The following is a 12,781-nucleotide window of genomic DNA, read 5'->3' on the forward strand; positions in this document are numbered from 1 at the left end:
GTCGCAGATGGAGAACGTCGTCGGAGACCGGGTGCTGATCGCCGTGCAGGCGGTCAACATCTCACGGCTCTCGACCCATCCGGTGCCCACGGTCCCCGGCACGCTCATCGTCGTCGCGGGCGCGGGCCCCAAAGACTCCAACGGCGCGGGCAAGTCGTCGTTCATCGCCTCGATCACGGCGCTGCTCGGCGACGAGCAGTGGCGGTTCGCCTCGGGCGCCAAGGCGGTCTCCGAGCTGCTCTTCAACGCAGAGCTGGCCAGCGGCGCGGGCGCCCGTCAGTGGGCGAGCGCCGACCACGGCTACATCGTGGGCGTCTTCGGCCCGCCCGGCATGGACTCCTTCTCCCCGCCGCCCGCCCCGGCTCCGGTCGAGCAGGTCGCCGCGCAGGACCTCACCCTGACCGAGGAGGGCGAGGAGGTCGAGGAGGACAGCGCGGAGCTGTTCGAGGTGCCCGACACCTCCGGCGGGGCGATCACCGTGTGGCTCAAGGTCAACCAGGAGGCCCCCCACCTGGAGATCCGCTGGCGGGAGGGCGTCCACCTGGCCGCCTCGCCGTCCGAGGCCGAGCGGGTGGCGCGGGCCGACGAGATCTGGGCGTCGCTGCCCAGGTCCGCCGGCAAGCGCGACGTCGTGGCCCGCGACCTGACCAAGGTGCTCTACGGCGACCGGGTCAGGTGCGTGTCGTTCCTGTCCACGTCCGTGCGCAGCAAGGTCGCCACCAACCTGCTCTCCCAGCCGCTCAACGAGATCTCCCCCGAGCGCGTCTTCGAGGCCATCGCCGCGCTCACCGGCCTCGACGCCGAGCTGGAGCAGGAGCGCGAGGCCCGCCGCGACGAGCACGCCAAGCGGGTGCGGGCGGCGCAGGCGGCCGACCGGCTGGCCGAGTTCGAGGTGGAGTCGAAGGCGCTGCTCGGCACGTTCGACCGGCGCGACCAGGCCCGGGTGCGCCTGGCCGAGGCGTTGCGCTGCTGGCGCGGCAGGCAGGCGCGCAAGCTCGCCGACGCCGCCGCCAAGGACGAGCTGCTGGCCGCCGACCTCGGACGCCACCGCGCGGCCGGCGAGTCGGCGGCCGAGGCGATCGCGCTGGTCAAGGCCGAGATCACCACGCTGCGCGAGGACACCCTCGACCGCCAGGTGTCCCAGGCCCGCAAGGAGCTGGCCGCCCTGCAGGCCCGTACCACCAAGCTCGACGCCGACCGCGCGGTGGCCGAGAACTCCGCCGACGAGCTGCGGGCCGCGATCCCGGCCCTGGAGGAGACGCGCAGGTTCGCCGACGGGCGCGACGTGCCCGCCGCCGAGGGCGAGCTGCGGGAGGCCGGGCTCCGGCTCAACCAGGCGCTCAAGGCGCTCGGCGTGGCCGACCAGGAGGTGGCCTCGGCGCGGGCGGCGCTCGACGACGCGGAGGGCGGCCCGGCCGCGGCCCAGCTCGACGCCCTGTCGGCGGCGGGCGTCGGGGCGACCGGCCTGCTCGATGCCCTCGACGTGGCCGAGCAGGCCCGCGACGCCGCCCTTCCCGGCGGTGGCCTGCGCGGCTGGCCGCACGAGCACGCCGTCATCGTCGACGCCGCGCGGCTCGGCGAGGCGGCCCGCGCCCTGGCCGGCCTGCCGGGGTCAGTGCTGGTCAGCGCGGCCGGGGTGAGCGTGGTGGGGGCGTTCGACGGGGTGGCGACCGGGCGGGAGGCCCGGATCAAGGCCGCCGGGCAGCGGCTCAACCGGGCCGAGGACGCGCAGGAGAGCGCCGCGGAGGTGGTGCGCGAGGCCGAGGAGGCCGTCGCCGAGGCGCAGCGGCGGCTGGAGGGCGCGCGGGCCGGGGTGCGGCTGGCGGAGCTGGAGGACCGGCTCGCTGAGCGGCGTGAGCGGCTCGTCGGGCTCAACGCGGCGATCGAGGAGCTGGCGCCGAAGGTGGCCGAGGCCGAGCGGCAGGCGGGCGCGCTCGACTTCCGGGCCCGTACCCGGGACATGGAGATCGAGCGGCTCGACGGGCGGCGGCAGCGGCACGAGAGCGAGCGGGCGCAGGCCCGCGAGCAGGAGGCCAAGGTCACGGGCGAGCGCGAGGCGCTCAGGCTCGACGCGCTGGCCGCCGACTGGGGCGGCACGGTGGAGACGGCCCGCGAGTGGATCGCGGCGCTGCCCGAGGAGGAGCGTCCGCGGGCGGCCGAGGAGTGGTGGCGGATCGCCGAGCGCCACTTCGACCAGGCGCTGCGCGACACCTTCCCCGAGGAGGACGCGGAGATCCCGGAGGAGCTGGCGTTCCTGCTGTCCGAGCGGGGCGGCAGCACGGCGCGCGAGCAGGCGACGTTCGCGGCGGTGTGCGGGGCGCTGGCCTCCTACCTGCGCGGCCAGGAGGAGTACGAGAAGCACCAGCGGCGGCAGATCGAGGCGCAGGTCGTCTCCCGGCAGCGCGACCTGGCGGCGGCGGCCCGGGGCGCGGAGGAGGCGGCGCAGTCGACGGCCGTGCACCGGGCGGCGCTGACGGCGGCGATCAAGGCGCGGCTGACGCGGGTGGCCGAGGAGTTCGAGAAGCTCGACACCTCCTACGGCGGCTACGGCGCGACGCTGGAGTTCCCGGTGCCGCCCGCACCCGCCGACCCCGAGCAGCGCTGGCAGTGGCGGGTGACGCCGAAGTGGCGGCGGGGCGAGGGGCAGGGGTTCGTGCCGTACAACCGGCGGGCCAACACCGCGCTCATGGACGAGAAGGCCGTCAAGCTGGTGTGCGCGGCGGCCATCGCCTCCTCCGGCGGCGGCCATCTGTGCCTGGTGCTCGACGAGCTGGGCCGCAACCTGGGCAAGGAGCACCGCAGGGAGGCGGTCGCGCTGTTCCGGCGGATCGGCGAGACGTACGGGATCACGGTGATCGGGGCGTTGCAGGACGACATGGAGCCGTACGCGATCGACGCCTGCGGCCAGTACGTCAAGCTACGGCGGTCGTCGGACGCGATGCCGTACAACGAGCCGCCGGTGATCGTGGGCCATGACCAGCACGCCGAGCGGGTGCGCTCGCTGGCCGCGTACGTCGACCGGGGTCAGCCGGTCGAGCACGCGGTCTAGCAGGCCCGCGGGGCAGGTACGCGGGGGCGGGTGGGTCAGGCGGCGCGGTCGAGGTCGTCCGGGGCCAGGGCCTGGCGGAAGTCCTCCTCCGCGTGCTCGATGGCGGCGAGCTGCACCGCCTCCCGCCGGAACACCATCGACAGCCCCCAGTCGGCCAGCACCCGCGCCTTGTGGTTGAACGTCGGCACCCACGCCAGGTGGTAGGCCCGGTGCGCCAGCCACCCCAGGAACCCGGTCAGCCTGATCGAGTACACCTGGGCCACGCCCTGGTGATGGCCGAGCCCGGCCACCGACCCCAGGTACGCGTGCCGGTACGCCTTCAGCTTCCGCCCCCTGACGTATGCCACCAGGTTGCGGGCCAGCAGCTTGGCCTGGCGCACCGCGTGCTGGGCGTTGGGCGCCGTGAACCGTCCCGGACTGGTCAGGTCGGGCACCGCCGCGCCGTCGCCGGCCGTGAACGCGTCCTCCAGGCCCGCCACCGTGAGGTATTCGGTGGCCTGCAACCGTCCGGCGGCGTCCACGGGCAGCCCGCTGCCGGCGGCGAGCGGGCTGGGCCGGCCGCCGGCCGCCCACACCAGCGTCCCGGCCTCCAGCGACGTGCCGTCCGACAATGTCGCCACGCCGCCCTCGGCCGAGGCCAGCCGGGTCTCCAGCCGCACGTCCACGCCTCGGGCGCGCAGCGCGTCCACGGTCCAGCGGCCGAGGTCGGGGTGGAGTTCGGGCAGGATGCCGCCGGTCGCCTCGACCAGTGTCCAGCTCAGCTCGGCGGGCGCGATCCCATCGTGGTAGCGCAGCGCCTCGTCGGCCAGCCCCTGCATCTCGGCCAGCGCCTCGACGCCCGAGAACCCGCCGCCGACCACCACGAACGTCAGCGCCCTGCGCCGCACCTGCGGGTCGTCGGTCGAGGCGGCCGCGGCGAGCTGGGTCAGGACGTGGTTGCGCAGGTGCACGGCCTCGCCGAGGCTCTTGAACCCGACCGCGTGCTCGGCCAGCCCGGGGATGGGCAGCGCGCGGGTGATCGACCCGGCCGCCATCACGAGGATGTCGTACGTGAGCGTCCTGGCCGGCCCCTGGACCGGCTGGAACCGCGCGGTGCGGTTCTCGTGGAACACGCGGGTGACGCGGCCCGTGAGCACCTGCGCGCCCTTGAGCACCCGGTTGAGCGGGGCGACGACGTGGCGGGGCTCGATCGTCCCGCCGACCGCCTCGGCCAGGAACGGCTGGTACGTCATGTACCCCCGCGGATCGACCACGGTGACCGTCACCTCGCCCGACCGGATCAGCCGCCGCAGCCCGAGGGCCGTGTACATCCCGACATATCCACCGCCGACGATCAGAATGTGCTTGCTCATCGCCCGCTCCTCCTTCATCAGGTTCTGCATCAGGAGGACGAGACAGCCCCGGCGAATGTGACCGGAAAAATAGAGTTATTTGAGTGATGTGCCGCCGGTCTCCGGCAGGGCGAACAGGCACAGCAGGCTCAGCAGGGCCATCGCCGAGACGTACAGGCCGACGCCCATGACGCCGAGGGCGCTCGTCTGCAGGCTGGTGGCGACCAGCGGCGGCACCGCGCCGCCCAGGACGCCGCCGAGGCTGTAGGCGACCGAGGCGCCGCTGTAGCGGAACTCCGTCCTGAACAGCTCGGGCAGGTACGCCCCCATCGGCCCGAAGATCAACCCCATCAGCCCGAGCGCGCCGGCCAGCGCCAGCCCGGCCAGGACGACCGACCCGGTCTCCATCAGCGGGAACATCACCAGGCCCCACGCGACGGCGGCGGCCGTGCCGACGAGGAGGGTGCGGCGGCGGCCCAGCCGGTCGCTGACCACCGCCGAGACGACCGTGCCCGCGCCCATGAACAGCACGCCGATCATGGTCAGGCTCAGCATGGTCGTCTTCGGGATGCCGAGGGTGGCGGTGCCGTAGGACAGGCAGTAGGTGGTGGCGGTGTAGAAGAGCGTGTAGGCGACGGTCATTGCGCCGGCGGCGAGCAGCACCCGCCGCCACTGGTGGCGCATCAGGCCGGCGAACGGCACCTTGGCGATGCGGCGCTCGTCCATGGCGGCCCGGAAGACCGGCGTCTCGGAGATCCTCAGGCGCACGTAGAGGCCGACGACGACGAGGAGCAGGCTGGCCACGAACGGCAGCCGCCATCCCCAGTCGCCGAACTGCTCGTCGGTCAGCGTCTCGCCGAGGATCAGGAACAGCCCGTTGGCCACGATGAACCCGGCCGACGGGCCGAGCTGGGGGAACATCGCGTACAGGCCGCGCTTGCCGGGCGGGGCGTGCTCGGTGGCCAGCAGCGCCGCGCCGCCCCACTCGCCACCCAGGCCGATGCCCTGGGTGAACCGCAGCAGCACCAGCAGCACGGGCGCGGCCACGCCGATGGCGGCGTAGCCGGGCAGCAGGCCGATCGCCACCGTGGACAGGCCCATCACCAGCAGCGAGACGACCAGCATCGACTTGCGCCCCACGCGGTCGCCCCAGTGGCCGAACACCGCCGACCCGAGCGGGCGCGAGACGAACGCCACCGCGAACGTCGAGAACGCGGCCAGGCGGCCGGCCACCGGGTCCATGCCGGGGAAGAACGCGGTGTTGAGCACCAGCGCGGCGGCGGTCCCGTAGATGTAGAAGTCGTAGAACTCGATCGCGGTGCCCATGAGGCTGGCCATGGCGATCCTGGTCGTGCTGGGCGCCGCGGCCCGGGGGGAGGTCTTCACATCGCTTCTCACTATCCGGACTGACATCTTGTCAAGTGATACAACGACGCTACCACCTGCGCAATGTCACACAGCCGCCCGATAGATTCGACCGCAAACGTCACTTTTTGGGAGGTTCACACCTTGGCCGTCGAACTGGTCATCTTCGACTGTGACGGGGTGCTCGTCGACAGCGAGCGCATCTCGGTACGTGTGGGCACCGCCGCCCTGCGCCGCCTGGGCTGGACGATCGACGAGACCGAGTACGCCGAGCGCTTCGTCGGCTGCAGCAACGAATACTGGGACGAGCAGGTCGGCGAGACGCCCCCGGGCTGGCGCGACCAGATCACCCAGGAGTACCTGGCCGCGATGGCGGCCGAACTGTGCGCGATCGAGGGCATCGAGTCCGCCCTTGACCGCCTGGACATCCCCAAGTGCGTGGCCTCCAACGGCCGGCACGCCAACGTCCGCAAGAGCCTGGAGCTGACCGGGCTCGCCCGGCACTTCGACGGCCGCGTCTTCAGCGCCGAGGACGTGGCCCGCGGCAAGCCCGCCCCCGACCTGTTCCTGCACGCGGCGGCCACGATGGGCGCGGCCCCCGAGGGGTGCGTGGTGATCGAGGACAGCCCGTTCGGCGTGCGGGCGGCGACGAGCGCGGGGATGCGGTGCCTGGCGTTCGCGGGCGGCCTGACGCCGCCCTCGCGCCTCACCGGCCTGGGCGCCACCCTCTTCCACGACCCCACCACCATCCCCGACCTGATCGCCACCCTCCCCTGACGCCCCGGACCGGCCCCCTCCCTCGCGACGCCCGAACCGGCTCCCGGCCCGCCCCAACCTGACGCCCCGCCGTCCCAGCTACCCCAGCGGAGGCGGGGCGGCGGGGCTGGGCGACTGGCGGGTGGGCATATCGGGACTGCCCGGGGCGCACGAGCAGGGCGTCACGCCTCGCCGTATCGGGCGGGTGGGCAGGTGGGGTCGAGGCGGTCGGCGGTGCGGCGCAGCGAGTGTGCGAGCCGGGCCCGTACGGCGACCCGTTCCGGATCCCGTCTGCGCGGCGCCCCCGGCAGGGCCGCGTCGAGCGAGTCGCGGAACCCCATCGCCGTCCGGTGCGCGAGAACCTGCATGGCATCCATGTCTCTCCTCCTTAATCAATTAAGACCTTAATCAATTAAGAGCGCACCGGCAAGGCCGTTCGATACGGTTGGACGATGGCAAGGGTCACCCTGCAGACGATCGCCGACAGGCTCGGCGTGTCCCGCGCCACCGTGTCGTACGCCTTCTCCCGGCCCGACCAGCTCAGCGACGGGCTGCGGCGGCGCATCCTGGAGGTGGCCGACGAACTCGGCTACGCGGGCCCCAACCCGACGGCGCGCTCGCTCCGGCTCGGCCGCGCCGGCGCGCTCGGCCTGCTGTTCAGCGAGACGCTGGCCTACGCCTTCGCCGACCCGTACGCGCTCGGGTTCTTCCGGGGGCTCGCCACGGCGGCCGAGGAGGCGGGCGTCGGCCTGCTCATCCTGCCGCTGCCGCACGGCGACCGGCGCAGCGACACCGTGCGTGACGCGGTGGTCGACGCGTTCTGCGTGGTCTCGCTGCCCGACGGCCATCCGGCGCTGGCCGAGGTGCTGGCCAGGAAGCTGCCCGTCGTCGTGGTGGACGAGCCGTACGTGCCCGGCCACCCCTTCGTCGGCATCGACGAGCCCGCCGCCGGGGCCGCCGCCGCCGCGCACGTGCTCGGCCTCGGGCACCGGCGGGTCGCGGTGGCGATGGTCGGCCTGCACGACGACGGCCACACCGGCTGGGCCGACCGCGCCCGCCAGGAGGGCGCGGTGTTCGCGGCGATGCGCGCCCGGCGCGGCGGCTACCAGGCCGCCTGCGAACGGGCCGGCCTCGACTGGGACGACGTGCCCTGCTACGAGGTCGCCAGGAACTCGCGGGAGGCGGGCAGGAAGGCCGGCCACGCGCTGCTGCGGCTGGACCCCCGCCCCACGGCGATCCTGACCAACACCGACGTGCTCGCCCTCGGCGTTCTCGACGCCGCCGCGGACCTGGACCTCGACGTGCCGGGCGAGTTGTCGGTCGTCGGGTTCTCCGACAGCGCGGCCGAGGAGGCGGGGCTCACCACGATCCGGCAGGCAAAGCAGGAGATCGGGGAGGCGGCCGGGCGGCTGCTGCTGTCGGGGGCCGCGGCCCGGCCGGAGCGGCGGCTGTTCCCGTACGAGCTGATCGTGCGCGCCTCGACCGCGCCGCCGGCTAGCTGACCAGTGTCGAGCCTCTGCGGGTCTTGCCCACCTTGAGCTGCACGGGGATGCGCGTGCGCAGCTCGCCGACGTGGCTGACGATGCCGACCGCGCGGCCGCCGTCGCGCAGCCCGTCGAGGATGTCGAGCACGTCGTCGAGGGTGTCCTCGTCGAGGGTGCCGAAGCCCTCGTCCACGAACAGCGTGCCGACCTCCGCGCCACCCGCCTCGGCCGTGACCACGTCGGCCAGGCCGAGCGCGAGCGCGAGCGAGGTGATGAAGCTCTCGCCGCCCGACAGGGTCGCCGGGTCGCGGTCGACGCCGGTCCAGGCGTCGGCCACCTTCAGGCCCAGCCCGCCGCCCGAACGCGCCCGCGATCCGGCGGTCTTGCGCAGGTCGTGCCGGAGCAGGTAGCGGCCGGACGACATGTGGTCGAGGCGTTCGTTGGCGGCGTCGACGACCTGCCTGAGCCGCTCCCCCAGCACGAACGACGTCAGGCTCATGTTCCACTGGTTGTCGCCGGACGTGCCCGAGGCCAGCGCTGCCATGCGTTCGGCCAGCCGGTGCCGCTCGGCCGCGGGGCGCCACCGCCCGATGCGCGCCGCCAGCTCCTCGCGCAGCTCGGCGAGGCGTCCGGCCCTGGCCACCGCCCGGTCGCGCTCGCTGGCCAGCCGCGTGTACGCCTCCTCCGCCGTGTCCCGCTCGGCCCCGGCCGCCGCCAGGTCCGGCTCGGGCTCGGCGGCGGCGGCGACCAGCTCGGGGTCGGCCAGCAGGGCGGTGACGGCGGCGTGCTGATCGTCCAGCCGCCGCAGCAGCTCCGCCCTGCCCTCCCGCTCGGCCGGGCTCCGGTACGCCTCCTCCGCCTCCCGCGCGTCGGCGAACCCGGCCTCGGCCGCCGCCCGCTCGGCCGCCTCGACGGCGGAGTCGAGTTCGCCGGCCGCCGCGACCGACGCCCTGGTGGCCTCCAGCGCCTCGCGCAACAGCTCGGCCTCGTCGTGGAGCCTGGACAGGCGGGCCGTCAGGGTCGGGTCTCCGCCCCGGGCCGCGTCGAGCCGTGCCGTCAACCGCCCGGCGTCGCCGCTCAACTCCTCATGCCTGGTGCGTCCGGCCGCCAGCCGCGCCGTGACGCGCCGCCCCTGTTCCTCCAGCTCGGCACGTTCGCGGCCGAGCGCGGCCACCTCGGCCGCCGCGCCCGGTTCCCTGGCCGCCACCGCCGCCAGCCGCCGCAGCTCCTCCTCGGCTGCCCTCAGCACCCGCACCCCGTCGACCTCGGAACCCGTGTCGGCGTCGGCCGCCCCGGGCCCGTCCGCCGCGAGGGGGCCGTCCGGCTGGGAGGGGTGGAGGGTCTGGGCGAGCCGGGTGTGCAGACGGGTGCGCTCGGCGGTGAGCCGGGTGCGATGGGCGTGGTGGGCGGCGAGCGCCTCGGCGATCTCCCTGGCCTGGTCTCTGACGTGGTCGCGCTCGCCTTCGAGGCGGTCGAGCGCGTCGGCGAGGACGGGCTCCCGGTCGGCGACCGACCGCAGCCGGGCCAGCTCCCGCTCGGCCGCGAGCACGCGTTCGGAGGCGGAGTCGGCGGACAACCCCTCGGTGGCCTCCGAGGCGTCGGCGAGCCGGGACTCGATCGAGGCCAGAGCGCGCTCGGCGGCCTCCCGGTCGGCCGCGGCCGACTCGTGGGCGGTCTCGGCGGCGTGCTCGTCCTCGGGCGAGGGGGCGCTGGGGGCCGGTGAGGCGGGCATGGGGTGGTGCTCGGAGCCGCAGACCGCGCACGGACGCCCGTCGGCCAGGTCGCGGGCCAGCTCCGCCGCCATGCCGTCGATCCTGGCCTGGCGCAGGTCGAGCCAGCGTTCGCGGGTCTCCTGGGCACGGTCGACCAGGGCCTGGTGGGCGGCGGCGGCCGACTCCAGCTCGGCGGCCAGGGTGTCACGGCGGTGCGCGGCCTCCAGGGCGGAACGGGCGGCGTCGAGCTGCGCGGCGGCGGCGGGGACGGCCGCCGCCTCGGCGCGTACCTCGGCCAGGGCGGCGCTCGCCTCGGCCAGCCGGGCGGGGAGCTCGGCCTCGGCCGCCGACACCTCGGCCTCGCGCCGCGCCAGCGTTTCGAGCTCGCCGGCCAGGGCGGTGAGCTCGCGGTCGACGTCGATCAGGTCGGCGGCGGCGTCGCGTACGGCCTGGGCCGCCGGGATGCGCGCCGCGGCCACCCGCGCGCCGGCGAGCCTGCCCTCGGCCTCCTCGATCAGCCCCGGCAGGACGCCGAGCCGCGCGGCCACGGCCGCGTCGGCTCCGACCAGCTCGGCCAGCTCCTGCTCCACCCGCAGCAGGTCGCGCCGGACGACCGACAGCCGGGCCTCCTCGGTGAGCAGCTCGGACAACCGGGCCGGCTCGGCCCGCCGCTCCCGTTCCAGGCTCTCCAGCTCCTCCACCGACGGCTCCCCGCCGCCCGCGGGCCCGCCGTCGCGCCGGGCCGGTGGGGTGAGGAGGTGGCGGGCGCGGGCCAGGGCGTCGGCGACCATGGCGCGGGCCTTGGCTGCGGCCTCGGCGCGCTGCCCGGCGGCCGTGACCAGCGGGAGCACCCGGTCGGCGCGGACGGCGTCGTCGAGGACGGCCTGGAGGTCGGCGCGTTCGTCGGCGCGCTCGTCGAGGGTGCGGCGCAGGGTCAGGGCCTCGGCGTGGCGGCGCCGGCGTTCGGCGAGGGCGGCGGCCTGCTCGAACCGCGACCGCGCCGCCCGCGCGGCCTCGCCCGCGGCGGCGTGCCGCTCCTCGCACCGGTGGACGACGGCCCGCGCCGCGTCGAGCAGCGCGCCCGCCCACGCGAGCGGATCGTCGTCCGCCGACGGCGGCCCGCCGTCGGCGAGCACGTCGAAGAGGGCGGGCGGGACGTCGGCGGGCCGCCCTTCGGGAGCCGGGGCACCGTCCGGCCCGGAGGGACGCGGCGCGAGGGAGAAGGCGGGGTCGGAAGGGTGCGACGTCAGGGCGGGCCCGGCGGCCTCTTCCAGGCGCTTGACGGCGAAGGCCACCTCCCGCCCCAGCTCCTGCTCCTCCCGCCCCGTGGCCCGCCGCAGCTCGGCCAGCCACGACTCGGCCTGGGTGAACACCTTGACGGTGAACAGCCGCTCCAGCAGCCGGGAGCGGTCGTCGCCGTCGGCGCGCAGGAACTTGGCGAAGTCGCCCTGCGGCAGCATCACCACCTGGCAGAACTGCTCGGCGTTCATCCCGAGCAGCCCGCCCACCAGGTCGCCCGCCTCGTCGAGCCGGGTCGTGAGCCCCTGCCAGGCCGACCCGTGGCGCTCCTCGACGACGACCTTGGCCTTCTCCTCGGTGAACCCGGCGCCGCGCAGCTTGGGACGCTGCCACGACGGCGACCGCCGGATGCGCAGCGACCGGCCCCGGATCGAGACCTCCAGCGTCACCGACGGCCCGGTGCCGGCGGGCGCGTGGTCGCAGCGCAGGCTGCGGGCGCTGTTGCGCTGGCCGGGCACGACGCCGTAGAGGGCGAAGCAGAGCGCGTCGAGGATCGTGGTCTTGCCCGCCCCGGTGGGCCCGTGGATGAGGAACAGGCCGGCCTCGGTCAGGGCGTCGAAGTCGACCGTCTCGGTGCCGGGGAAGGAGCCGAAGGCGGTGAGGGAGAGCCGGTGGGGTCGCATCTACGCCATCACCTCCTTCACCCGCGACGCCTCGATCGCCCGTCTGAGCAGGTCTTCCTCCTCGGGCGCGGCGGGCTCGCCGCGCACCTCGCGGACGAAGTCGAGGGCGACCTCCGCCTCGGGCCGTCCGCTGACCTTCACCGGCCCGGCGGCCGGCGCGGCGCCCACCGGCTCGAAGGACAGCGCGAGGGCGTGCGGGAAGCGGGCGCGCAGCCGGTCCATGGCCTGCTTGGGACGGACGGCGTCGGTCAGGGTGATCTGCAGCCAGTGGTCTTCGTAGGAGGCGAAGGCGGGCTGCGTGAGCAGGTCGTCGAGGTCGCCTCGGAGCCGCCCGACCGGCCGGGGCACGGGCGCGGGCACGAACTCCGCGCCCGACCCGAGTGTGACCAGCCAGCAGCCCTTGACGTGGCCGGTCTCGGAGAAGGAGTAGGCCAGCGGGGAGCCGGAGTAGCGGACGGTCTCGGACATGCGCTGGCGGCCGTGCAGGTGGCCGAGCGCGACGTAGTCGACGCCGTCGAAGGCCGACAGGGGCACGTGGGAGACGCCGCCCACGCTGATGTCGCGCTCGCTGTCGCTGGCCTGCCCACCGGTCACGAAGCAGTGGGCCAGCACGACGGCGGCCCGATGGCGTACGGCGTCGGCGCGGACGCGGCTCATCGCGTGGGAGAGCGCGGCGGTGTGGCCGCGGTCGGGCAGTTGCCAGGGGGCGCGCACCAGCTCCGGTTCCAGGTAGGGGATGCCGTAGAAGGCGACGTCGCCGACCAGCACCGGCTCCCACGACCGGTCGGGCTCGGTGCGGACGTGCACCCCCGAGGACTCGAACAGCGCCGACCCGAACCCCAGCCGCAGCGCCGAGTCGTGGTTGCCGCTGATCAGGACCACCCGCGCCCCGGCGGCGCGCAGGCGGGCGAGCGCGTCGGAGAGCAGGGCCACCGCGTCGACCGGCGGCAGGGCGCGGTCGTAGACGTCGCCGGAGACGGCCACGACGTCGACCCGCTCGGCGCGCACCGTCTCGACCAGGTGGTCCATGAACGCGGCCTGCGCCCCGAGCAGGCTCTCCCGATGGAAGGAGCGCCCGAGGTGCCAGTCGGAGGTGTGCAGGATCCGCATGTCGCAGGAAGCTAACATCTCTCACCGACAAATGCGGCCCCTCCCGTCACAG

General features: G+C 75.0%; 8 protein-coding genes. 3 read left to right on the top strand and 5 right to left on the bottom strand.

From position 1 onward, the window contains the following. The first annotated feature begins 7 nt into the window (after positions 1-7). On the top strand, positions 8-3,049 hold the full coding sequence (locus AB0J97_RS17640) for a chromosome partitioning protein ParA (RefSeq protein WP_364089599.1): 3,042 nt from the start codon (positions 8-10) through the stop codon (positions 3,047-3,049). 35 nt (positions 3,050-3,084) lie between these two features. Here AB0J97_RS17640 and AB0J97_RS17645 read toward each other — a convergent pair whose 3' ends face one another. Together AB0J97_RS17645 and AB0J97_RS17650 are read right to left on the bottom strand one after the other, a co-directional pair. Then, positions 3,085-4,401, bottom strand: coding sequence for an FAD-dependent oxidoreductase (locus AB0J97_RS17645; protein ID WP_364089602.1), 1,317 nt, complete (start codon positions 4,399-4,401; stop codon positions 3,085-3,087). 75 nt (positions 4,402-4,476) lie between these two features. Continuing rightward, positions 4,477-5,766 (bottom strand): MFS transporter, encoded by a 1,290-nt coding sequence (locus AB0J97_RS17650; RefSeq protein ID WP_364089605.1) that lies wholly within the window; start codon positions 5,764-5,766, stop codon positions 4,477-4,479. A 123-nt stretch (positions 5,767-5,889) separates the two neighbouring features. Between AB0J97_RS17650 and AB0J97_RS17655 the strand changes: the two genes are divergently transcribed. Then, a complete protein-coding gene (locus AB0J97_RS17655) occupies positions 5,890-6,522 on the top strand; it encodes an HAD family hydrolase (RefSeq protein WP_364089608.1) in 633 nt (210 codons plus the stop codon). Between the two features lie 161 nt (positions 6,523-6,683). Here the strand turns inward: AB0J97_RS17655 and AB0J97_RS17660 are convergent, their stop codons facing one another. Beyond that, positions 6,684-6,878: a hypothetical protein gene (locus tag AB0J97_RS17660; protein ID WP_364089611.1), complete on the bottom strand. Its 195-nt coding sequence runs from the start codon at positions 6,876-6,878 to the stop codon at positions 6,684-6,686. Between the two features lie 75 nt (positions 6,879-6,953). On the opposite strand from AB0J97_RS17660, the gene AB0J97_RS17665 reads away from it, so the two are divergent. Further along, entirely contained in the window at positions 6,954-8,003 is a 1,050-nt protein-coding gene (locus AB0J97_RS17665) for a LacI family DNA-binding transcriptional regulator (protein ID WP_364089614.1), read from the top strand. Here the strand turns inward: AB0J97_RS17665 and AB0J97_RS17670 are convergent. Both AB0J97_RS17670 and AB0J97_RS17675 read right to left on the bottom strand, forming a co-directional pair. Further along, the gene (locus AB0J97_RS17670) at positions 7,996-11,619 is read right to left on the bottom strand and encodes an AAA family ATPase (RefSeq protein ID WP_364089617.1); all 3,624 of its coding nucleotides are present in this window, start codon (positions 11,617-11,619) and stop codon (positions 7,996-7,998) included. The genes AB0J97_RS17665 and AB0J97_RS17670 overlap by 8 nt on opposite strands. After that, positions 11,620-12,729 carry an exonuclease SbcCD subunit D gene (locus tag AB0J97_RS17675; protein ID WP_364089620.1) on the bottom strand — a complete coding sequence of 370 codons (1,110 nt, stop codon included), beginning with the start codon at positions 12,727-12,729 and terminating at the stop codon, positions 11,620-11,622. Positions 12,730-12,781: the final 52 nt, after the last annotated feature.

This window comes from Nonomuraea sp. NPDC049607, assembly GCF_040675375.1.
Classification (GTDB): domain Bacteria; phylum Actinomycetota; class Actinomycetes; order Streptosporangiales; family Streptosporangiaceae; genus Nonomuraea.